The organism is Rhizobium sp. 1399, from assembly GCF_031455475.1.
Taxonomy (GTDB): Bacteria; Pseudomonadota; Alphaproteobacteria; order Rhizobiales; family Rhizobiaceae; genus Rhizobium.
Map to the genome: position 1 here is coordinate 721,157 of NZ_JAVDSU010000001.1, position 22,832 is coordinate 743,988.

At 61.2% G+C, this 22,832-nt stretch carries 21 protein-coding genes; 15 read left to right on the plus strand and 6 right to left on the minus strand.

The features are described from left to right. Positions 1–13: 13 nt before the first annotated feature. Entirely contained in the window at positions 14–517 is a 504-nt protein-coding gene (locus J2X71_RS03765) for a hypothetical protein (protein WP_310379053.1), read from the minus strand. Between the two features lie 77 nt (positions 518–594). After that, on the minus strand, positions 595–1,437 hold the full coding sequence (locus tag J2X71_RS03770; protein WP_310379054.1) for a glycosyl transferase: 843 nt from the start codon (positions 1,435–1,437) through the stop codon (positions 595–597). A 473-nt stretch (positions 1,438–1,910) separates the two neighbouring features. Between J2X71_RS03770 and J2X71_RS03775 the strand changes: the two genes are divergently transcribed. Then, a complete protein-coding gene (locus J2X71_RS03775) occupies positions 1,911–3,404 on the plus strand; it encodes an MDR family MFS transporter (protein WP_310379056.1) in 1,494 nt (497 codons plus the stop codon). A gap of 15 nt (positions 3,405–3,419) precedes the next feature. Here the strand turns inward: J2X71_RS03775 and J2X71_RS03780 are convergent, their stop codons facing one another. After that, positions 3,420–4,325, minus strand: coding sequence for a GntR family transcriptional regulator (locus tag J2X71_RS03780; protein WP_310379058.1), 906 nt, complete (start codon positions 4,323–4,325; stop codon positions 3,420–3,422). A 259-nt stretch (positions 4,326–4,584) separates the two neighbouring features. On the opposite strand from J2X71_RS03780, the gene J2X71_RS03785 reads away from it, so the two are divergent. From J2X71_RS03785 to J2X71_RS03815, 7 genes are all read left to right on the plus strand, one after another. Continuing rightward, positions 4,585–6,087, plus strand: coding sequence for an altronate dehydratase family protein (locus tag J2X71_RS03785; RefSeq protein WP_310379060.1), 1,503 nt, complete (start codon positions 4,585–4,587; stop codon positions 6,085–6,087). 40 nt (positions 6,088–6,127) lie between these two features. Beyond that, positions 6,128–7,147 (plus strand): aldo/keto reductase, encoded by a 1,020-nt coding sequence (locus J2X71_RS03790; RefSeq protein WP_310380058.1) that lies wholly within the window; start codon positions 6,128–6,130, stop codon positions 7,145–7,147. 9 nt (positions 7,148–7,156) lie between these two features. Beyond that, positions 7,157–7,603 carry an RbsD/FucU domain-containing protein gene (locus J2X71_RS03795; RefSeq protein ID WP_310379062.1) on the plus strand — a complete coding sequence of 149 codons (447 nt, stop codon included), beginning with the start codon at positions 7,157–7,159 and terminating at the stop codon, positions 7,601–7,603. A 210-nt stretch (positions 7,604–7,813) separates the two neighbouring features. After that, entirely contained in the window at positions 7,814–8,803 is a 990-nt protein-coding gene (locus tag J2X71_RS03800; RefSeq protein WP_310379064.1) for an ABC transporter substrate-binding protein, read from the plus strand. A 103-nt stretch (positions 8,804–8,906) separates the two neighbouring features. Then, complete coding sequence (locus tag J2X71_RS03805; RefSeq protein ID WP_310379066.1) at positions 8,907–10,460, plus strand: sugar ABC transporter ATP-binding protein; 1,554 nt, start codon at positions 8,907–8,909, stop codon at positions 10,458–10,460. A gap of 27 nt (positions 10,461–10,487) precedes the next feature. Further along, positions 10,488–11,462, plus strand: coding sequence for an ABC transporter permease (locus tag J2X71_RS03810; protein WP_113322900.1), 975 nt, complete (start codon positions 10,488–10,490; stop codon positions 11,460–11,462). Positions 11,463–11,527: 65 nt separating this feature from the next. Then, the gene (locus J2X71_RS03815; protein ID WP_310379069.1) at positions 11,528–12,547 is read left to right on the plus strand and encodes a zinc-binding alcohol dehydrogenase family protein; all 1,020 of its coding nucleotides are present in this window, start codon (positions 11,528–11,530) and stop codon (positions 12,545–12,547) included. Here the strand turns inward: J2X71_RS03815 and J2X71_RS03820 are convergent. Together J2X71_RS03820 and J2X71_RS03825 are read right to left on the minus strand one after the other, a co-directional pair. Continuing rightward, positions 12,544–13,266, minus strand: a complete 723-nt coding sequence (locus J2X71_RS03820; RefSeq protein ID WP_310379071.1) for a copper homeostasis protein CutC — start codon at positions 13,264–13,266, stop codon at positions 12,544–12,546. The two genes, J2X71_RS03815 and J2X71_RS03820, sit on opposite strands and share 4 nt — an antisense overlap. A 243-nt stretch (positions 13,267–13,509) precedes the next feature. Beyond that, positions 13,510–14,427, minus strand: coding sequence for a LysR family transcriptional regulator (locus J2X71_RS03825; RefSeq protein ID WP_310379072.1), 918 nt, complete (start codon positions 14,425–14,427; stop codon positions 13,510–13,512). A 403-nt stretch (positions 14,428–14,830) separates the two neighbouring features. On the opposite strand from J2X71_RS03825, the gene J2X71_RS03830 reads away from it, so the two are divergent. Further along, on the plus strand, positions 14,831–15,379 hold the full coding sequence (locus J2X71_RS03830; protein WP_310379074.1) for a hypothetical protein: 549 nt from the start codon (positions 14,831–14,833) through the stop codon (positions 15,377–15,379). Then, complete coding sequence (locus J2X71_RS03835; RefSeq protein WP_310379077.1) at positions 15,376–16,362, plus strand: NAD(P)H-quinone oxidoreductase; 987 nt, start codon at positions 15,376–15,378, stop codon at positions 16,360–16,362. Before J2X71_RS03830 ends, J2X71_RS03835 begins: the two co-directional genes overlap by 4 nt. Positions 16,363–16,813: 451 nt before the next feature. Here J2X71_RS03835 and J2X71_RS03840 read toward each other — a convergent pair whose 3' ends face one another. Further along, positions 16,814–18,028, minus strand: a complete 1,215-nt coding sequence (locus J2X71_RS03840) for a LysR family transcriptional regulator (protein ID WP_310379079.1) — start codon at positions 18,026–18,028, stop codon at positions 16,814–16,816. Positions 18,029–18,460: 432 nt separating this feature from the next. Here J2X71_RS03840 and J2X71_RS03845 point away from each other — a divergent pair, with 432 nt between their 5' ends. The 5 genes from J2X71_RS03845 (at position 18,461) to J2X71_RS03865 (ending at position 22,827) form a co-directional block, all read left to right on the plus strand. Next, positions 18,461–19,369, plus strand: a complete 909-nt coding sequence (locus J2X71_RS03845; RefSeq protein WP_310379082.1) for an ABC transporter substrate-binding protein — start codon at positions 18,461–18,463, stop codon at positions 19,367–19,369. Positions 19,370–19,528: 159 nt separating this feature from the next. Next, a complete protein-coding gene (locus J2X71_RS03850; protein ID WP_310379084.1) occupies positions 19,529–20,695 on the plus strand; it encodes an ABC transporter permease in 1,167 nt (388 codons plus the stop codon). After that, the gene (locus J2X71_RS03855; protein WP_310379086.1) at positions 20,692–21,636 is read left to right on the plus strand and encodes an ABC transporter ATP-binding protein; all 945 of its coding nucleotides are present in this window, start codon (positions 20,692–20,694) and stop codon (positions 21,634–21,636) included. The genes J2X71_RS03850 and J2X71_RS03855 overlap by 4 nt, the downstream gene beginning before the upstream one ends. After that, positions 21,633–22,382 (plus strand): ABC transporter permease, encoded by a 750-nt coding sequence (locus J2X71_RS03860; RefSeq protein WP_029868609.1) that lies wholly within the window; start codon positions 21,633–21,635, stop codon positions 22,380–22,382. Before J2X71_RS03855 ends, J2X71_RS03860 begins: the two co-directional genes overlap by 4 nt. Positions 22,383–22,431: 49 nt before the next feature. Beyond that, on the plus strand, positions 22,432–22,827 hold the full coding sequence (locus J2X71_RS03865) for a VOC family protein (protein WP_029868610.1): 396 nt from the start codon (positions 22,432–22,434) through the stop codon (positions 22,825–22,827). The last annotated feature ends 5 nt before the right edge of the window (positions 22,828–22,832 follow it).

The following is a 22,832-nucleotide window of genomic DNA, read 5'->3' on the forward strand; positions in this document are numbered from 1 at the left end:
ACGATCCGGGCGGTCATTGCCGCTGCAGTTCAATACGGCTTGTCACCACGGATCGGCCTGAGGCGGGGTCCCGATCAACGGTTTGCAGACGAAGCCCGTTCTGCCCCAGCTTTTCGATCATCAAGTTTGCTTTTCGGTCGCCATTGGTGATGCGAGCCCAGGTGACATTGAAGTTGAGGATATCGCCTTTCCTGCTGCCGACAAGCATGGAAGGCTGGCCCGATGGTCCCGTGTAGTTGCCGGTGTAGCGTTGACCGGCCGCCTTTACATTTGCCGAAAAGGTTCTCGTGACGATGGCGAGCGCGCGACAACTGCCGTTCATGGACACTGCGGAAGCACTCGCGTTGGATTTCAGATTGCAGGATACATTGACCTTCGTGCCGCCGATCTTGGTCAGGACCATTCCGCCTCCATCCCAGTCGCCTGCCAGCGAGTTCAGAAAGTCCTCGTCGGCCGCATTCGCGTTGGCAGACAGACATGAAAGCGAGAGCAATGTTGCGATCAGAAGAGGACGCATGAGAGCACCCAACGTTTCCCTGGGCTGACAACATCTGGCGTCAGAAATTGTTCCGCTGCGATCCGGAACTTGCGTTCTTACTCATGCCAGTGATCCGCCACCCAAGGTGTCGGGAGGATATAGTGGCGCAGGTAGCGGAAGGGTTGCTTGCCGTCGCGTTTGCTGACGTCGAAGACGCCCTTGATATGATCGAGCCTCGTTTCGGCCCGGCCTCTCGGGCCGAATTTCCCTTCGATGGCGTTCTGCGGGTGGAAGCCGCGCGGGAAGAGGACGACGCGGGCGCTGGATGGCAGGTGCGGTGCGAGAAAATAGTTCAGCGGAAAAGCCCAGTGGCAATCCTGCCGGAAATGCAGAACCCAGTTGCGCGGGAAGAATTTTACGCCTCCGGGCGCATTGCGGGTGACGAAACGCTGTTCATACTGATACTCATCGGCCACTTTCTGCGGGTTGGCCCTGAACTTTTCCTGCAGCGGCAGAAGCTTGCCGACGGGAAAGCGAAAGAGCGAGCTCTGGCCGAGCCTTTCGAAAGGCGTTGTCTGGTTGCGGGCCATGACGACATCATCAGGCCCTCCAACTTTGAAAAAGTCATCAAGGGAGGCAACGACGACCAGATCGAGGTCCAGATAGAGGACCGGCCCGCTCAGGCTTCCGAGCTTCGGTCCCCAAAGCCTCGCCTTTGGCCAGATGCCCCTCGTATTGACGGGCATTTCGACATCCAGAGGCGGCAGATCCTCGCACAGGATGCGGGGATTGAGATTGTCCCGGCAGTCGGTGAAACATGTGAAGGTAAAGGGCGGCGTGATGTTGCGCGCCACCATCGCATAGAGCCGGTTGATGAAAGTCGGCCCGTATCTTGTACCCCAATTGATGCAAATTACCTGTTTAACGCCGCCGCTCGCAGCCAAAACATGCGTCATCATAGCTCGCCATTTCCGTACCCGGAACCGAAACCCTTCGCAGCCGCGATGGAGCGGTTCACAGGCCTGCATCAGGTTTCAATTGGGAATAACCTGGCGGAAATGCAATCCTGACATCCGAGAGCCCTGGCAGCCTGCCAGATCTCTTTTTTCCGGCGGAAACCCACCGAAACTTCCTTCGCAGAATGCGTTGTATTTTAAATCTGCCAGGGCCGGAAGCGGTTTAAAGCGTCGACACAAAAGAAAGCATATCACTTACGCTTTACCTGCTATCAGCAGGAGCATAAAAGACTGCCGACACCACGCGTTGCACTTTGCCCCACTAGAGCGCCGTGCGTCCATTCGGACGCACAAAGGACGCTCTAACTTTTTGAATCTACGCATCAGGCTTTCCGAAAATCGATTCCGATTTTCGGGCCGATGCTGTAGCCGACAGCGGTTTTCCCGTATCACGGAGAAAGCCCGAGAGGTTCATCATGTCCGCTACATCGAAGCAATCCAACCGCACGCTCGTCGTTGCCACGATCATGCTCGCGACCTTCATGGTGGCGATCGAGGCCACGATCGTGGCGACCGCCATGCCGCGGATCGTCGGCCAGCTCGGCGGCTTCACCTATTACAGCTGGGTCTTTTCCGCCTTCCTGCTGGCGCAGTCGACGACGACGGTCATCTACGGCAAGCTTTCCGACATTTTTGGACGCAAGCCGGTGCTGATCGGCGGCATCCTCGTTTTCCTCGTCGGCTCGCTCTTCTGCGGACTTGCCTGGTCGATGGCCTCGCTCATCGTCTTCCGCCTGGTGCAGGGCCTTGGGGCCGGCGCGATCCAGCCGGTGACGATGACAATCATCGGCGACCTGTTCAAGCTGGAGGAACGCGGCAAGGTGCAGGGCGTGATGGCGACAGTTTGGGCGACCTCGGCGGTCGTCGGACCGCTCGCCGGCGGCATCATCGTCGATACGATCTCCTGGGCCTGGATCTTCTGGATCAACCTGCCGATCGGCATCTTCTCGATCATCGCATTCATGATGTTCCTGAAGGAGGATGTGGCGCACAAAGATGCCAAGATCGATTATCTCGGCGCCATCCTGTTTTCGATTTCCATCATCGCGCTTTTGACGATCCTGACGGAAACGGATGCGCGGGCCTGGGTTCTCATTGCGCTGGCGAGCGTCTTCGTCGTGACCGGCATCCTGTTCGTGTTGCAGGAGAAGCGTACGCCGGAACCGATCATTTCGATCGCGCTCTGGAGCCGCCGGCTTGTCGCGACCAGCAATGCCTGCATGCTGCTTGCCGGCATGGCGCTGATCGGCCTTTCGACGATCCTGCCGATGTATGTACAGGGCGTGCTCGGCCGCTCGCCAATCGTCGCCGGTTTCACGCTCACCATGCTCGTCGTCGGCTGGCCGCTATCGGTGATGCTTTCCAGCCGGTTCTTCAGGGCATTCGGCATCCGCAACACGCTGCGGGTCGGCAGCTTCATGTTTCCCTTCGGGGCCTTCTTCCTTCTGTTCCTCACGCCGGAAAGCCACCCGGCGGTTGCGGGCGCCGGCTCCTTCTTCATGGGCTTCGGCATGGGGCTCATCAACCTGACCAGCATCGCGCTGGTGCAGGACAGCGTGGAATGGTCGATGCGCGGAAGCGCCACAGCCTCGATCATCTTTGCCCGCAGCCTCGGCAATACGCTGGGCGCCACCGTGCTCGGCGCGATCTTGAATGCCGGCATCAATCACTATGCGACGGGGGATGCGGCAAACCGCCTGCACGATGTCCTGAACGAGTCGACCGGTCTTTCGGAGCTCGCGGGCGATCCGGCAGTGCGCGGTGTCTTCGATGCGGCGCTGCACTGGAGCTTCTGGGGTGTCGTAGTCGTGGCGGTGCTCACCTTTGCGACCACCTGGCTCATTCCGATCAGCCGCGGCGTGAAAGCCGGGGGCGCGAGCAGCACGGCCAGCGAAGCCGCGTCGCACTGATCAGGTGCCAAGTTTTCAGCCCGGAGCGCCTTCCGTGGAGCTCTGCGGGATGGATTGCAGCAGGGTCTGGCGAGCGGAGCGAAGGTGGATGCGACAGGCCGCCTCAATCTTCGCCTGATCGTTGGCTTCGAGCGCCGCTATATAATCGAGATGTTCATAGATCGCGCGTTCGTTGCGTTCGCGGGCGGCCGCCTTGTTCCACTGGTAGTGATAGTGGAAGATGATGGCGATCGCGTCATAGAAATCGGCGATGAAACGGTTCTTCGAGGCGCGGTGGATCAAGAGGTGGAAACGCTCGTCGAGTGCCGAGAATTCCTTGAAGCGGTTGTTGATGTCTGCGAGCACGGAAAGGTGCTCTTCCTTGATCGTCGCAAGATCGGCCCAGGCCTGATGGTCGGCAGGTAGCCTGCCGAATTCGGCCGCCGAATGCAGCTCGAACATTTCGCGCACATCGGCAAGTTCCAGCGCGAATTCACGGGTAAAGCCCTTCAGCGTCCAGTGGCTGTTCGGTCGTTTTTCGATCAGCCCGAAACGCGAGAAGCGGATGAGGAATTCGCGCACGCTGGTCGTGCCTGTGCCGATCTCGCGGGCAAGCTCCAGCTCGTTGATCTGCATGCCGGGGGCTGCTTCATCCGAAAGAATGCGCTGCATGAAGCTGCGCTCGATGATGTCATGCAGCGAATCCGTTTCCTCCGAGGGGAAGAAGTCGCGGTCGATCGGCTGGCGCAGCACGATCTTCTGGCGCTTGTTCCAGCGGATGATGCCCTCGTCGCTGAGACGGGTCAGAATGGCGCGCGCCGTGCTGCGGCTGACGCCGAGCTGGGCTGCGATTTCCGGCTCCGAAGGCAGCGCGGTATCCGTGCGCAATGCTGCCGCATACCGGTTGTAGGCTTCCTTGAAGACCGTATTCTGCCTTGCCATCAGACCTTGCTTTCTGCCCAAGCGACACGGGCTTTCCGCCCGAGCGACACGGCGATGATACCCGCCCACCAAGAACGGGCACAGCCGGACCAGGAGCCTCTTCAAGCGACCTCTATCTTATTTTCAGTCGCCTGCGGCTGTTTGCCTCCCTCGTCCACAGGATCAATATTCCCGTTGACTTGAAAATGTTTATTGTAGATAAAAAACAAAAGCAATGCGCATTCGTCTATGTAGCGGGCGTTTCGTCAGGGAGAAGAAATTGGACAGACAGCCTTGGATCATCCTGTCGGCCGGAGACAATGTCGCGGTCGCAACGGCGCAGATCGCCGAGGGATCTGATGTTGCGGGTGTGACGACGCGGCAGAAGATCGACCCCGGCCACAAGGTCGCCATAGCGGACATTCCGCTTGGCACACCGGTCGTGAAATACGGCCAGGCGATCGGCCGCACCACGGCTGATGTGAAAGCGGGCGATCACGTTCACAGCCACAATCTGCATTTCGAAAACGACCGCCTTGCTGCGACGGCCAACTCGGCTCCGGAACAAGCAAGTGCCGAGGACAGGGCGCGTACCTTCATGGGTTATCGCCGCGCCGACGGACGGGCGGCGACGCGCAATTATATCGGCATCATCGCCAGCGTGAACTGTTCCACCACGGTCTGTCGGGCGATTGCCGACGAGGCCAACCGTACGATCCTGCCGCATTATGACGGCATCGACGGTTTCGTGCCGATCGTTCACGATCAGGGCTGCGGCATGAGCTCGACAGGTGACGGCATGAACGTGCTGCATCGGACGCTTGCCGGTTACACCCGCCATGTGAATTTCGGCGGCGTGCTGATGATCGGCCTCGGCTGCGAGGTCAACCAGCTGACCCTTTACGGCCAGAGCGGCGCCGGCGCCTCCAAGCGGCACTTCAACATTCAGGACGCCGGCGGCTCCCGCCGCGCAGTCGAGCGCGCCATGGGCGTGCTGCGCGAAATCGCCGCCGATGTCGGCCGTGAAAAGCGAGTTCCGATGTCGGTCAGTGAGATCATCATCGGTCTGCAATGCGGTGGTTCGGACGGTTTTTCGGGTATAACCGCCAATCCGGCGCTCGGTGTTGCAGCCGATCTGCTGGCAGCTGCCGGTGGTACGGCAATCCTTTCGGAAACCTCAGAGATCTATGGCGCGGAGCATCTGCTGCGCAGCCGCGCCGTCAGCGACGATGTCGCCAAAAAGCTCGATGAGAAGATCGCCTGGTGGGAAGACTATGTCGCCCTGCATGGCGCTTCGCTCGACAACAACCCGTCTCCGGGCAACAAGCGCGGCGGCCTGACGACCATTCTCGAAAAGTCGCTCGGCGCCGTCGCCAAGGGTGGCCGCTCGCCGCTGACCGCCGTCTATGGTTATGCCGAGCGCGTCACCGCACCCGGTCTCGTCTTCATGGATACGCCCGGCTATGACCCGGTTTCTGCCACCGGCCAGGTTGCCGGCGGCGCGAACATGATCGCCTTTACGACCGGCCGCGGCAGCTGCTTCGGCTGTCGCCCCGCCCCCTCGCTGAAGCTCGCCAGCAATTCGGCGCTCTTCACCTCGATGGAAGAGGATATGGACATCGATTGCGGCACTATCGTCACCGGTGACGCGACGATCAGCGGCAAGGGCCGCGAGATCTTCGAGTTGATCGTCGATACAGCCTCCGGCAAGAAGACGAAAAGTGAAATTTTCGGTTACGGCGATAACGAATTTGTTCCGTGGCATCTCGGCGCCACGCTCTAAATATGACTTATTGATATCAGGGTCTTCACAAGGAGGAATGATGAAGACGAGGAGGATTGGCAAGACGGCGCTTGAGGTGACCGAAATCAGCTTCGGCGCCGCTGCACTCGGCGGCCTTTACCGCGCCTGCCCGCGCGAGCAGGCAATGGAAACGCTGGAGACGGCATGGAACCACGGCATCCGCTATTATGACGTGGCGCCGTGGTATGGCCTTGGGCTCGGCGAACGTCGCGTCGGCGATTTCCTGCGCGACAAGCCGGAAGGTGACTATGTGCTGTCTACCAAGGTCGGCCGCCTGCTGCGCCCGGTGCCGACGGGCACCGTCCCTGATTATAGCTATGTCGATCCGCTCTCTTTCGATGCCGATTACGACTATTCCTATGATGGGATCATGCGCTCGGTCGATTTCAGCTATGCGCGTCTTGGCCTGAACCGCATCGACATTCTGTTCGTCCATGACATTGGCGCCTATACGCATGGCGCCGCCAGGAATGCCGTGCATCTGAAGAACTTCCTCGATAGCGGCATCAAGGCGCTGGAGCAGCTGAAATCCTCGGGCGCGATCAAGGCTTTCGGGCTTGGCGTCAACGAAGTGCCCGTCTGCCTCGACGTGATGCGCAACGCCGATATCGACACGATCCTGATGGCCGGGCGCTATACGCTGCTCGACCGGTCGGCGGTATCAGAACTGATCCCGCTCTGCCGGCAGAAGGGCACCTCGCTCGTCGTCGGCGGCGTCTTCAATTCCGGCATCCTTGCAACCGGCCCGGTGCCGGGCTCGCATTTCGATTATATGCCGGCAACCGAGGAAGTGCTTGCCAAGGTGGGCGCAATGGAAGAGGTGGCCAAGCGCCACGGCCTGCCGCTTGCCGCCCCTGCCCTGCAGTTTCCGCTGCACGACCCGGTCGTCTCCTCGGTGCTGATCGGCACGGCGAGGCCCTCGAGCCTTACGCGCAACATGGAAAATTTCGAGCCGCGGCTTCCCGCCGATATCTATCCCGAATTCGAACCCTATACACTTGTCGCCGCACCGCTCGGCGAAGAGGCCGTGCGGGTCTGAGGAGACACCATGCTTAGAGGTATTCATCCGCTTCTCGGCCCCGATCTGCTCTATGCGCTGAAGAGCATGGGGCATGGCGACGATATCGTCATTGCCGACGCCAATTTCCCATCGAGCAGCATGGGTCCTGATGTCATCCGCGCCGATGGCGTCAGCGCGACAGCGATGGCCGAAGCGATCCTCACCCATATGCCGCTCGATACGTTCGTGCCGCAATCGGCATGGCGGATGGAAGTTGTGGGCGATCCGAAAGCCGTGCCTGATGTCTGCGCCGAATTTCAGCAGATCGTCACCCGGCGCGCCGGCGATTTTTCCATCGCATCCGTCGAACGCTTCGCCTTCTACGAGATGGCGCGGAAGGCCGCCTATATCGTCGCGACCACCGAGTTCCGGCTCTACGGCAACCTGATTTTGAAGAAGGGTGTCGTCCATCCGCACGAGGTGCAATTCGACTGAGACCGTATTTTAGGTCCTGATGTATTTAAAATAAAAACAATTGCTTGGCAGAGAATTTAGCGGGTAAAAAAGCGAATTGGGCACACTTGCAATTTGCCTGCGCCTCAGCTAGCTTCTGATCGTAAATGTTTTTTATCGATAAAAATCGTCCGCCTGCGTTCAGCGGTCCGGTTTCATTGGAGGAGAACGCACCCTGAGAGGAGAACCCTTATGAGCATCGTGAAATCCATTCTGTCTCGCCGCGCCTTTACGGCACTTGCAGGCGCCGCTGTCATTGCGACGGCAATGCCTGCCACGTCCTTTGCGGCCGAGGTGACGATCCCGATTATCGTCAAGGACACGACGTCCTTCTACTGGCAGATCGTTCTGGCCGGCGCGCGCAAGGCCGGCAAGGATCTCGGCGTCAACGTGCCGGAGCTCGGCGCCCAGGCCGAATCCGACATCAACGGCCAGATCAGCATTCTCGAGAACGCCGTTGCCGGCAAGCCGGCCGCCGTCGTGATCTCCCCGACCGAGTTCAAGGCGCTCGGCAAGCCGATCGATGAAGCCGCCAAGTCCGTTCCGATCATCGGCATCGACTCCGGCGCCGACTCCAAGGCATTCAAGTCGTTCCTGACGACCGACAATGTCCAGGGCGGCCGTATCGCTGCTGACGGTCTTGCCGCCGCCATCAAGGGCGCCACCGGCAAGGAAGAAGGCGAAGTCGTCATCCTGACCAACCTTCCCGGCGTAGGCTCGCTGGAACAGCGTCGCGAAGGCTTCCTGGATCAGGTGAAGACCAAGCATCCCGGCCTGAAGGTGATTGCCGACAAGTACGGCGACGGCCAGGCAACGACCGGCCTCAACATGATGACGGACCTGATCACGGCAAACCCGAACCTCGTCGGCGTCTTCGCCTCGAACCTCATCATGGCGCAGGGTGTGGGCCAGGCGATCGCCGAAAACAAGCTCGGCGACAAGATCAAGGTCATCGGCTTCGACAGCGACGACAAGACGGTCGGCTTCCTCAAGGATGGCGCCATCGCCGGCCTCGTCGTTCAGGACCCCTACCGCATGGGTTATGACGGCGTGAAGACCGCTCTTGCCGTCTCCAAGGGCGAGAAGGTCGCGGAAAATGTCGATACCGGCGCAAACCTCGTCACCAAGGCGAATATGGCTGAGCCGAAGATCGACGCGCTCTTGAACCCGAAGATCAAGTAAGACGACAGGCGGCCGCGCCGATTTCAAAAACCGGCGCGGCCTTTCTCATCCATGGTATGTTTCACCAGGGATGGAGCAGACGTGACAAGAGGAGGAGAGGTCCATGGTCGGACTGGAAGAGGTCAGTCATCGCCACGATGACAGCGCGACGCTGAAAGAAGCCAATCGAATTCCCGCCGGATCGCCCATCCTCGAACTGAAAGGCCTGCAGAAGAATTACGGTCACGTGCAGGCGCTGAAGCCTGCGACGCTGACCTTCCTTGCCGGTGAAATCCACGCCATCGTCGGCGAAAACGGCGCCGGCAAATCCACCCTCATCAAATTGCTCACCGGCGTCATCACACGCACGGCCGGCGAGGTGCTGTGGTGCGGCCATCCGGTGGGGCTGTCGACGCCGAACGAGGCGATCGCCCGCGGCATCAACGCCGTCCACCAGGAAGTCGTGCTCTGCCGGCACCTGACGGTGGCCGCCAATCTCTTCCTCGGCGACGAGGTTAACCGCTTCGGCATCATGCGCAAGAAGCAGATGGAGAAGATGGCGCAGGCCGTTCTCGACGATCTCGGCTTCGGCCTGCCGGCTGGCGCGCTTCTGAGCTCGCTGACGATCGGTCAGCAGCAGCTCGTCGCCACCGCGCGCGCGGCCATGCGCGGCACGCAGTTCCTGATCTTCGACGAGCCGACCGCCTATCTCACCCGCCAGGAATCCGCACAGCTCTTCAAGCTGATCCGCCGCCTGCAAGGCGAAGGCGTCACCATCGTCTATATCAGCCACCGCATGGAGGAAGTCTTCGAGCTTGCCGACCGTGTCTCGGTGCTGCGCGACGGCACGCATGTCGGCACGCGCCTCATCGGCGAAACCAATGACGCCGAGCTGATCGCGCTGATGATCAATCGCTCGATCGAGCAGATCTACCATAAGGAAGAGATTCCGATCGGAGAGACGATCCTCGACGTCAGGGGTCTTACTGGCCCGGGCTTCGAAGACGTGTCGCTGAGCGTCAAGGCAGGACAGATCGTTGGGCTCTATGGCCTGATCGGCGCCGGGCGCAGCGAATTTGCTCTCGGGCTCTACGGGCGCCAGCCGACAAGTGCGGGCGAAATCCACTGGATGGGCAAGCGCGTCGATATCAAGAACGAACGCACTGCGATGGAGCTCGGCATTGCGCTGGCTCCCGAAAGCCGGCGCGACCAGGGGCTCTGCCTCAACCTGCCGATCGGCCTCAACATCAACCTGCCGGTGTTCGGACGCCTCAGCCACGGCCCGGTCATCAATCACGCGCGCGAATCGACGAATGCCGACAAGCAGATCCGCGATCTCAGCATCAAGACGCCGAGCCGGCGCGTTCCGGCCTCCAGCATGTCGGGCGGCAACCAGCAGAAGATCGTCATCGGCAAGTGGCTGAGCCACGGCGCCCGGCTTTTCATTTTCGACGAGCCGACCGTCGGCGTCGACGTCGGCACCAAGGCGGAAATCTACCGGCTCTTCGCCAAGCTTCTGAAGGACGGGGCGGGCATCATCCTGATCTCCTCCTACCTGCCTGAGGTCTACGAACTGGCCGACCGGCTGCATGTCTTCCGCAGCGGCAAGCTTGTCGCGAGCCATGATTTCCACGCGGCGACGCATGAAGAAGTGCTCAGCGAAGCGATCGGTGTCTGAGCAAGAAGAATAAGAGGGAGAAAATTCATGACTGTAACCCCCACCGAAATCGTCGCGCCGCCGCCGCGCCGGAAGATGAACATCCTGTTCGGCCTGACGCTGATCGGGTTGCTGATCTTCCTCTGGGTCGTGCTCGGCTTCTCGACAGCCAGCTTCTGGACGCCGCTCAACATCTCCAACCTGCTGCGCCAAGGCGCGATGACGGCGATCCTGGCGCTCGGCCAGACCTTCGTCATCATCACCGCCGGCATCGACCTTTCTGTCGGCGCAATCGTCGGCTTCTGCACGGTCATCATCGCCTGGCTGCTGCAGGCGGGCGTACCGCTCTGGGCGGCAATCTTGCTGACGCTGGCAATCGGTGTCGCGATCGGCTCCTTCCATGGCTTCGGCATCGTGCATATGGGCCTGCCGCCGTTCATCATCACGCTGGCGACGCTGACATCGCTGCGCGGCATTGGCCTGCTGATCACCAACGGCTCTACGATCAGCATCACCGACGAGGGCTTCAGCAACTTCGCCCGCGCCGATTTCCTTGGCGTCCCAAGCCTGTTCTGGATGGTCATCCTGGTTGCGATCCCCTCCTTCGTCTTCCTGCATCTGAGCCGCTGGGGCCGCTATCTCTTCGCCGTCGGCTCGAATGCCGAAGCGGCGCGCCTTTCCGGCGTCAACGTCAAGGGGATGATCTACCTCGCCTACATCCTTTCGGCTTCGTTTGCGGCTTTCGTCGGCGTGTTGCTCGCCTCGCGTATCGCCATCGGTAACGCGACACAGGCCGACGGCTGGGAACTGCAGGCGATCGCCTCCTCGGTCATCGGCGGCACGTCGCTCTTCGGAGCCGTCGGTTCCGTGCATGGTCCGCTGATCGGCGCCTTCATTCTGGCGACCATCAACAACGGCGCAAATCTCCTGAACGTCAACTCGTTCTGGCAGCGCATCATCACCGGCCTGCTGATCATCGTCATCGTCTACTTCGACCAGCTTCGCCGGCGCCGGACGGGCTGAGCGAGATGCAAAACGAAGCCGGCCCAAAGGCCGGCTTTCTTCTTTTCAGCAATGCGAGAACTGTCATGAAAGCTGTCCTTTGCCGCGAACCCGGTGTACTCGATCTCGTCGAGCGCCCCTCCCCCGAAAAACCTGATACCGGCTGGGTACGGCTTGCCGTCAGCCATGTCGGCATCTGCGGCACGGACTATCATATCTTCGAAGGCAAGCACCCCTTTCTCGAATATCCGCGCGTCATGGGACATGAGATCTCAGCGACGGTGCTGGAGACCGGCGACGGGGTGGCGATGGCCGTCGGTACGCCCGTCATCGTCAATCCCTATCTCTCCTGCGGAAGCTGTGTCGCCTGCCGGCAGGGCAAGCCCAATTGCTGCACCAATATCAAGGTTCTCGGCGTCCATACGGATGGTGCTTTCTGCGAGGAAATCGTAGTGCCCGCGGGCAATCTCTATGCCGCCAAGGGCCTCAGCCTCGAGGCCGCGGCGACCGTCGAATTCCTGGCCATTGGGGCGCATGCGGTACGCCGATCCATGGCGCCTGCAGGTTCCCGCTCGCTTGTCATCGGCGCAGGTCCGATCGGCCTAGGCGCGGCAATCTTCTCGCGTATTGCTGGTCATGACGTGACGCTGCTGGATACGAGTGCGGAACGGCTGCAGATGGCGTCGGAGCGCTTCGGCTTTACATCAGGGATCGTCGCCAATGATGGGACAGCCGATGTCGTGAAAGCCAGGACGGACGGCGATGGTTTTGACGTCGTCTTTGACGCGACAGGCTTTGGACCTTCGATAGAGAAGGCCTTCAGCTTTGTCGCCCATGGCGGCGCCCTGGTGCTGGTCAGCGTCGTGAAAGACGATATCCGCTTCTCCGATCCGGAATTCCACAAGCGGGAAATGATGGTCATCGGCAGCCGCAATGCGACGCGCGTCGACTTCGAACATGTCGCGGATTCGATCGCCAAGGGTCTCGTTCCGGTCGACAAGCTGATCACCCATCGCACGACGCTTGCCGATGCGCCGCGCGATCTCGCCCGCTGGGCGCATGAGAAGAGCGGCCTCATCAAGGCCGTCATCAAGGTCGCCGCTTAAGCCGCGTCGACCGCAGCGCGCATCTGCCTGACGACCGCGACATCGGTGCGGTTCGAGCTCGGCACATCGAAGCCGAAAGAGACGGCGCGCGGATCGGCGCTGGCAACGGCAGAACTGCAGGAGCCGTGAACTTCGTGCGCGCCTGTTGCCCGCAGGATCTCGACGACATTGGCCGGTCGCACGCCACTGCCCGGCATGATGGAGATGCGGCCGGCAGCCTTGACGGAGATACGCTTCAGCGTTTCTAGCCCGTCCATCGCCTTCGGCACGCAGCCTGAGGTGAGGATGCGCTCGCAGCCAAGCTCGACCGCCTGTTCCAGCGCGGCATCCGGATCCGGCACGAGATCGAAAGCGCGATGCAGCGTCGAGCCGAGGCCGGACGCATGGGCCTTCAGGCGATGAATGAGCGGCATGTCGAGCGTGCCGTCCAGTCGGTTGGCGCCGATGACGACGCCGGCAAGGCCAGCGGCCCTGACAGCATCGATATCGGCAAGCATCGCCTTTTCGTCCGTCGCATCGAAGATGAAGGGGCCGGCATGCGGGCGGATCATTGCATAGACGGGGATCGGCGCTTCGGCGGCAATTCGCATCAGGCTCGGCAATGGCGTCAGCCCGCCAAGCTCCAGCGCCGAGCAGAGCTCGATGCGGCCAGCACCGCCCTCGATTGCAGCCACAAGGCCCTGAGCGCTATCGACGCATACTTCCAGCAAAACCGTCATATCCCGAATCCTTCTCGTTCCGCCATTTCGGCCAAAGTAGCCCATGCAGCCCATTTCACGAACGGCTTACCGCCGATAGCCGCCTTTCCCCCCTTCTGACGCTCCCCATCGTAACGTCAGGCGCGGCGGCGTAGGGCTATGGTGAGTCAGCAACACATTGATTGTCGAATAGCGTAAACAACCCTCAAACCCCGATTGGGTCCGCGCATGCCGATGATTGCTGTTCTACAAAGACGCGCCAAATCATGGTTCCCAGATTGGTGGACTTCCGATTGACGTCCGCAGCGCCTCGGTGAAGGCTCGCACCTTGGCACTCGCCTGCGGCAGGGCGCGCAGGAGGTAGATCCCGGCCGGCGCAGCGTTCCAGGGTTCATCGCCCGGCCGCAACCGGACCAGTCTCCCTGCCTTGACGTCCGGTCCGACGACCCAGCTCGACAGGAATGCGATCCCCAGCCCCTCCTGGGCCGCCGCGCGCAGGGCTTCGAAATCGTCTGAACGGAACGTCACCATACCGTTCCCCGCATGGCCCGCCGGGCCGTCGAGCAGGTCCCGCCAACCCAGAAGATCAGCGCCATGCAGCTTGTCGATCAAACGGTGCGATGAGAGATCGGCGACGCTATCGGGCACACCCGCCCGTGCCAGATAGGCCGGGCTTGCGACCAACAGTCGGGTCAGAGGCGCAAGCCTCGTGGCGATCAGCGTGCTATCGGCCAGCGCCCCCATGCGGATGACCACGTCGAGACGCTCGAGAACCGGATCGGCCAGCCGCTCCGTCAGGTCGAGCTCGACCTTGAGCGCGGGGTGCTCAGTTTGCAGCGCTGCGACGACCGGCAAGACATAGCGCTTGCCAAAGGTCGGGAAGCAGGCGATCCGGAGTGTGCCGGAGACGGAACCGTCGAAGGCGGCGATCTCTGCGTGGGTGTCGGCCAGTTCGTCAAGAAGCAGCAGGGCCCGTTCGTGCAGCCGCCGGCCGGCATCCGTGAGCGTGAGGGCGCGGGTCGAGCGGACCAGCAGGGCAACGCCCAGATCCTCCTCCAGCGTGTCGATCTGGCGCACGATCGCCGAAGGCGTCACCGCGCGCCGACGGGCGGCGCCGGAAAAGCTCCCCGCCCTAACGACATCGACGAAAGTTGACAGGAACACGGCGAAATGGGGTCTCATCTTTGCGATCCAGGCAAAGCCGTTTGCAGCAGGCTACGGCTTATCGCTGTCTTTCAATAGACGCACAATCCCCATCGTGAGGTCGGCGAGTTCAACAGCATTCGACGTGACCAAAACAAGGTAAATCTCGTCGAAGGCCCCCGCGCGTGGCGTGGGACTGCAAATATATACATAGGTATGTTCGATTTGACTCTGAATTACTGACCTAACACGAACGTATAATTTTCACGAAACGGTCCGGATAGCAGATTGTACCGGCAAAAACGGATGCTTCGCAGATCAAAAGTTCGAGACTGTCGCTGGATACGGGCCGCAAGGGTGGCGCGCACCGGAGGTGTGGCTGGCTCGTCGTCCGTGGAAAGCAACGTCGTCATCTAATCCGTGACACTCGAAAGGAAAAACCATGAAGATACTGACCGACAAGATCCTCTCCCTGTCCGCCTATTCCGCCGAGATCGACATCCCGCTGGACAAGGTCGATATTGCCGACTGGCTCTTCACCCTGCCGGAAGCCGAATATCTACGCTGCTGCCCGCCCGACCACATCGGTGCCGGCACCACGACCACGGATGACGGCCGACCCATGTCGATTAACGTCGAGATGATCGGCACCGCGCTGGTCGTGCAGCATTACGTCGCCGAGGAAGCAACGCCGAGTTACTGCCGGATGAACTCAATCTCGGACGTGTTCACCCCGGTCGGGCGCACACAGGTCAACGTGATCTGGGAGCTGATCGCCGAGGGGATAGAGGGCGGACGCACCCGCTACACCAATCGCGTCACCTCGCACCCCACCGACGTTTTCATGGACTTCATTGCCGCGCACGGCCAGACCTTCGAACAGGCGGCGGCCGCCCGACAGGAAGCGGGCGGTGACCACAACCGCAGGGAGACGCCACTCTTCGCCGCCAGCATCGCCCGCCGGGCGCTCGGCAAGGTCGCCGCGAAATGAAGGCGATCGCGTTCGATGATTTCGGCAAGGCGGAGGTTCTCCGTCTTGCTGAGGCGCCGATGCCGCAACCTCGCCCCGGTGATCTTCTGGTCAAGGTGAAGGCAGCCGGTGTCAATCGCGCCGACCTTCTTCAACGCCAGGGCTATTACGGCAGGCAGAATTATGGCGAGAGCGATCTGCTCGGGCTGGAAGTGGCCGGCGAGGTGGTCGCTGTCGGCAGCGATGTCGCCGATATCCTCCCCGGCGAGCGCGTGATGGCCATCGTCGGAGGGGGTGCCTATGCCGAATATGCCCGCGTCGACCGCGGCATGGCGGTACGTGTTCCCGATGGCCTTGACCTTATCGGCGCGGCGGCGGTGATGGAATCGTTCGTCACCGCGTGGGAGGCCGTCGTGCATCTTGGTGGTGCCGCCAAGGGCTTGGCCGTGCTCGTCCACGCCGCAGCGGGCGGCATCGGTTCCGCCGGCGTGGAGATTGCGCACGCCCTCAGTGCCAGGGTCTTCGCGACGGCCAATGCCGAGCGCCGGATTGATGTTTTGGGCTTGGGCGCAGAGGCCGTGTTTGATTACCGGTTGGAGGACTTCGAGCAGGGCGTTCGCGATGCCACCGGCGGAAGCGGGGTCGATGTAATCGTCGACTTCGTCGGTGGCGACTATCCCGCCCGCAACCTGCGCAGCCTCGCGCCGGGCGGGCGTCTCGTGCAGGTCGGCCTGCTGGGCGGGCAGGACGATACCGTCATCCCTCTCGCTCTCCTGCTCCACAATCACCTGCGCCTTATCGGCACCGTGATGAAGTCGCGCAGCGCGGTGGAGAAGCGCGCCATGGTTCAGCGCTTCGCCCAAGGAGCTCTGCCAATGTTCGCCGATGGCCGGCTAAAGCCGTTGGTCGGCAAAGTGTTCCCACTGTCCGAGGCAGCCGATGCGCATCGCTATATGGAAGCGGGTGGCGGATTCGGGAAGATCGTGTTGGATGTAGCTGCGTGAGGATGAGCTTTGAGAGTACGTCGCTGATGCTTGAACGCAGTGAGCGACCCCTCGCCAACAGTTAGGAGTTCTGTCATGGCGGACATCTCTACGTCGGCTACCGAACCGATGACCTCACGCTCAAACAGGCGGCTCTCGCCTCGGGCAAGGTGGACGAAGCACTGTTCGACAAGGTCGTCCAGCCGATCGAGATGGTCGGCGTCGGCCTCGGGGGCGCCTGATGGATGCCCAGCTCCGCGATCGACTTCCAGCACTCCATCTGCGTCCTGATCTCCATCAAGCTGGTTCGTGTTGTTGCCATTTTTGCCCTTCTGCGTAAACGGCAGGCAAGGGCTGAGCAATCAACGTGCCGAGCACTTTCCTGTCCTGTAGTCACACAATCGGCGGCGTTAGAGGGCTATAGCGTAGACGTAGTGCTCATCTTCATCGCGCGTGGCCCGCCGCAGCCTGTTTAAGCGAAGGCTTTGTTTTGCGCGACAGGCGCCGGGACAATTTTCGCCGCGGTCGCGATCAGCAGGTCACAAGCGTCAGCCGCGGCTTTCCGATGATTGAAGGCCACGTGATAAGACATGGGCATCGGCTCGGCGAGCTCGACGATGCGCACCCGGTCGGCAATCGGCATCGCGCTGACACGGCCGAGGAAGGAGACATAGCCGTGATTGGCGACGAGATCGACGATGACGGGCAGCGAATCCGCCGCAGTGATATCTCGATCGCGGAGGCGGCGATGCAGGGTGCGGTCATAGCCGAAGGTCATGGCGGCATGGCCGATGCCGGTGCGCGGACTCGGCGTGCAGATCGGATGGCTGGCCACAAGTTCCGTGGCGGTTGCTTCCACGCTGTCGAGTGGGGCGATCGCCACCATATCGGTGCGCAGCAATTCGCGATGACGGAAGCTTTCCAGGCCGAAGACGGAATCGAGGATCGCAACATCGATGCGCCCGGATTTCAGCGCCTCGCGCAGATCGTCGGCAGTCATCGAGACCAGCGATAGAGCATTCTTGTTGCGGCTGGCATTCCACTCGGCAACGAGGCTACCCAGGCAGCGCGCAACCCAGCTTTCCGAGCCCGTAGGGATGATGGCACCGATGCGCAGTGAGCGAGCGGTGCGCTGATAGCGTTCGTCCGCAGCGGATTTCAGTTCGTTCCAGGCGAGGCTGATGGTCGAAAAGACGGTATAGGCGAAGCGGCCATCCTCCGTCAGCGCCGAGCCCTGGGCCTGACGCTCAAAGAGTCTGCCTCCAAAGAATTTCTCAAGATTGGCAATCTGCAATGAAAGCTGCGGCTGACCAAGGCGCAGACGACGGGCGGCTCTGTTGATGCTGCCCTGATCGGCAACCTCCAGGTAACGCTCCATGGTGACGAGCTTGACGGGGATGCGGGCGGCCCATTGTCCGTAAGCTTCCGGTTCACGATGACCAAGCTTGTCGCCGAGCTGCCCTGTTGCGGCAAGGATCGGCGCCAATCCCTCCAGAACTCTGCCTCCGGCAAGCAGAATGACCAGTTCGCCCGAGGAACGTTCGGCGAGCTTCAGGGCGAGTTCCGTCTCCAGGTTATCGATCGCTGCCGACGCGGTCGAGACGGAGATGTTGAAGCGACGCGCCGTTTCGCGCATGGAGCCGGAAGAGAGGACATGGCTTGCGATGAAGAGGGCGCCGAGATGCAAGGCTTTCTCCGGAAACTACTGAAAAGGCGGAGGATATGACGTGTTCGTGAAAAAAGATATCCCTGCCCATAGAGGTGCAGGCTATCGTTCACTCAATAAGAAATCCGGGCGGCGAAAGAACCGACTGAAAGCACCGGAACATCGTGGAAACACGCAAGGGGACAAAAACAAATCGCGCCGCCCTTGGAAAAGGGAATGCAATTCCGCGCACGGACCTGCATTCGCCGCCATAATCGCGTCGCGAGAGCGAATACTGGAGGGGGCTGCTTCGATTTTCGGGCATCGATTTTTCGGGCATGCACACTATTTCCATGACGCACGTATTTCCGGCATGATGGCCTGATGGCTGACCATGCCGGCTGGTTTTATGCGCGCAGGCTTCGCGTCCGGGGCTTTCGCGACGTTTAACGGTGTTCAACCAAGGGGATAATCATGCTGAAGAAATTCGCACTTGCCGTTTCGCTTGCCGCCTTTGCGGCCGGCGCGGCCCACGCCGCAGACGTCGTCGTTTCATCGAAGATCGACACGGAAGGCACGCTACTCGGCAACGTCATCGCGCTCGCGCTGGAAGCCAACGGCATCAAGACGCAGGACCGCATCGCACTCGGCGCAACGCCTGTCGTACGCAAGGCGATCACCGCAGGCGAAATCGACATCTACCCGGAATATACCGGCAATGCCGGCTTCTTCTTCAACAAGGCCGATGACGCCGCGTGGAAGAACCTCGAGCAGGGTTACCAGCTGGCGAAGAAGCTGGACTATGACGCCAACAAGATCGTCTGGCTGACGCCCTCGCCCGCCAACAACACCTGGGCGCTCGCCGTGCGCAATGACGTCGCCGGCCCGAACAACCTCAAGACCTTGTCCGACTTCGGCAAGTGGGTTTCGGGCGGCGGTGCCGCCAAGCTTGCAGCCTCCGCCGAATTCGTGAACTCCGCCGGCGCCTTGCCCGCCTTCCAAACGACCTATGGCTTCACGCTGAAGCCGGATCAGGAAGTCGTGCTTTCGGGCGGTGACACCGCTGCAACGATCAAGGCTGCGGCAGACCAGACCAACGGCGTCAACACCGCCATGGTCTACGGCACGGATGGTGCTATCGAAGCGGCCGAGTTGACGGTTCTCGAAGACGACAAGAGCGTGCAGCAGGTCTATGCACCGACCCCGATCATCCGCGAGGCCGTGCTGCAGGCAAACCCGAAGATCCAGGAAATCCTCACCCCGATCTTCCAGAGCCTGACAGCTGACGAACTGCGCAAGCTCAACGCCAAGATCCAGGTCGATGGCGAGCCGGCAAAGTCCGTTGCCGAAGCCTATCTGAAGGAAAAAGGTTTCCTGAAGTAATTGCCTAGTGCCTAATTCCTTAAATCGGAGCCGATTTAAGGATAAAATTAGGCAGCAGTTTAAAGTGCTACAGCGTCCTTTGCGCGTCTGAAAAGACGCGCGGCACTGTAGTGCCCGCCCGGTATTCGGGCGGGGCTTTTTCCGGACAGGGTTGGATCGATGGAAGAAACCTTAGCGGTCCGCAAGCTGGACCGGCTCGGCGTGGTACTGGTGGCAGGCGGCATTGTGGCGACGGCCCTTCTGCCTTTCATCTATGTGAAGGCAAACCGTATCGCCGCCGGCAAGCCAATGCTGCTGACGCAGCTTCTTCCCCAGCCTTCCGTCGTCATCCTGATGGTCCTCCTTGTTGCCACTGCCTTGGCGACGCTTTTCCTGCGCAACGCTTTCATTCGCCTGGGACTTGGCACGCTCTGCCTTGCCGCACTGATTGTTGCAATCGGCCTTGTGGCGACGGCTGCGACACCACAAGGCAGCACCGTGGCGCGCATGACGCCCGGCGGCAGCTTCTGGGTGCTCCTCGGCGTCATCGGCCTCATCATCTCCGACGCGCTGGTGAAGATAAAGCTGACACCGTGGATGCGTGTTGCAGCACTGGCCGCTTACACAGCCTTGCTCGCCATCTGCCTCTCGTCCGGCCTGCTCGACAGCCTGTCGATCCTCCGGGAATTTTCGACACGCGCCGACCAGTTCTGGACCGAAGCCGTCTCTCACCTGCTCTTGGCGCTCGGTTCTCTCGCAATCGCCATCATTCTCGGGCTGCCACTCGGCATCCTCTGTTTCTGGGTACCGAAACTGCGGGCGATCGTGCTGCGGACGCTGAGCCTCATCCAGACCATTCCGAGCCTGGCACTCTTCGGCCTCCTGATGCTGCCGCTCGGCTATCTCTCGGCAAACGTGCCGCTTGCGGCCGATATCGGCATTCGCGGCATCGGCACCGCGCCGGCGCTGATCGCGCTCGTGCTCTATTCGCTGCTGCCGATCGTCGCCAATACGGTCGTCGGCCTCGAAGGTGTCGATCCCTCAGTGCGTGATGCTGCAGCCGGCATGGGACTGACACGCCAGCAGATTCTCACCGGCATCGACCTGCCGCTCGCCTTTCCCGTCATCCTCACCGGCATCCGCATCGTGCTGGTGCAGGCGATCGGCATGGTAACGATCGCCGCGCTGATCGGCGGCGGCGGCTTCGGCATCTTCATCTTCCAGGGGCTTGGCCAGACGGCCATGGACCTCGTCCTGCTCGGCGCCGTGCCGACCGTTTTCTTCGCCTTCTCCTCGGCCGTCATCCTCGATGCGGTCATCGAAAGCATTCAGGGGCCAGCCGCATGAGCAAGATCGAGATCAGAAACGTCACCAAGCGCTACGGCTCGGCAACCGTCGTCGACAATGTCTCCATGAGTGTCGAGAAGGGTTCGATCACCGTCATCGTCGGCACATCAGGCTCCGGCAAGTCGACGCTGATGCGAATGATCAACCGGCTGGTGCCGATCACCGAGGGACAGATCTTCGTTGGCGGGCAAAACATCATGGACGCGCCGGCGACCGAACTTCGCCGCAAGATCGGCTACGCCATCCAGGGACACGGCCTGTTTCCGCACCGGACTGTGGCGCAGAACATTGCAACCGTGCCGGAGCTTCTCGGCTGGCATACGGCCCGCATCGGCAGCCGTGTGGCGGAACTGCTCGGCCTCTTCAATCTCGACCCGGCGATCTTTGCCGAGAAATATCCGCACCAGCTGTCCGGTGGCCAGCAGCAGCGCGTCGGCGTCGCCCGGGCGCTGGCGGCCGAACCGGAGCTTCTATTGATGGACGAGCCCTTCGGCGCGCTCGACCCCGTTATCCGCGGCAAGGCGCAGGACGATCTGCTGGCGATCCAGAAACAGTTCGGCACGACGGTCGTCCTCGTCACGCATGACATGGACGAAGCCTTCCATCTCGGCAACCAGATCGCCGTCATGAGCGGCGGCAGGCTCCTGCAATGCTCGACGCCAGAGAAGATCCTGACGGAACCGGCCGATCCCTTCGTGCAGCAATTGACCGGCACCTCCGACCGGGCGCTGAAGCTGATGTCGCTCTCGCCACTGAAGGACAGTATGGAGCCCGCCAAGCCGGGCCTGCCCTATTCACTGGCGCAATCTCTGAGCCTTCGCGATGCTCTCGCCGAAATGATCTGGCAGGGTGTCGACGAGGCCGCCGTGCAGGATGCGAACAAGGCGCCTGTCGGTTCGATCTCGATGGGTCGGCTGCTCGAACTGGGCCGCAAGGCATGAAGTTTCTCGTCGCCAACCTTTTTCGCGCGCTGGCGCTGGTGATGCTGCTCATCCTGATCTTCAGGACAGAGTGGCTCTCCTTCATGCTGGTGCCGCTGACCAACAACAATGCACCGCCGGTCTACATGCAGAACAGCCTCGCTTCGCTGGCACTCGGGCACCTGGAACTGGTCTTCATCTCGATTGTCGGCAGCGCGGTGCTTGCCGTGCTTGGGGGCATTTTCGTCACCCGCCCGAGCGGAGCAGATTTCCTGCCACTGTCGCGCGCCATTGCCAATGCCGGCCAGACCTTTCCGCCCGTGGCGGTGCTGGCGCTTGCCGTTCCCGCCACCGGCTTCGGCGCTGCGCCGACGCTGATTGCGCTCTTTCTCTACGGACTGCTGCCGATTTTCGAAAATACGGTCGCAGGCCTCAAGCAGGTGTCGCCGCAGGTGCTGGATGCTGCCGACGGGATGGGCATGAACGGGACGCAGCGTCTCTTCAAGGTTGAGCTGCCGCTGGCATTGCCGCTGATCCTCGAAGGGCTGAAGGTCGCAACCGTCATCAATATCGGCACGGCGACGATCGGCTCGACGGTTGCGGCAAAGGGTCTCGGCGAGGTCATCATTGCCGGCCTGATCTCCGACAACACCGCCTTCATCCTGCAGGGCGGCCTGATCGTCGGCCTGATGGCGGTTCTGATCTATGATGTCGTTGGCATGCTCGAAGGCGTCATCACGCGCAGAATGGGCTTGCGTCCGGCTTGAGAGGACGGCTACCAAGGCTGCCGGAGATATCAGCGATTGGGAGACCGCCTTGGCCAAGATGATCCATTCCATGATCCGCGTTCTGGACGAGGCGCGTTCGGTCGATTTTTACAGCAAGGTCTTCGGGCTCGCGGTTGCCGACCGTGTCGATTTCGAGACCTTCACGCTGATCTATATGAGCAATGAAGAGACCGGCTTCGAGCTGGAGCTGACGGTCAACAAGGGTCGCACGGCGCCCTATAATCTCGGCGATGCCTATGGGCATCTGGCTGTTTCCGTTCAGGAAGTGCAAATCGAACACAAGCGGCTGACGGATCTCGGCCTCAACCCCGGCAAGCTCGTGGAACTCAACCGAGACGGCAAGCTGTTCGGTCTTTTCTTCTTCATCACCGACCCAGACGGCTACAAGATCGAAGTGCTGCAGCGCTACGGCCGTTTTCAATAAACATA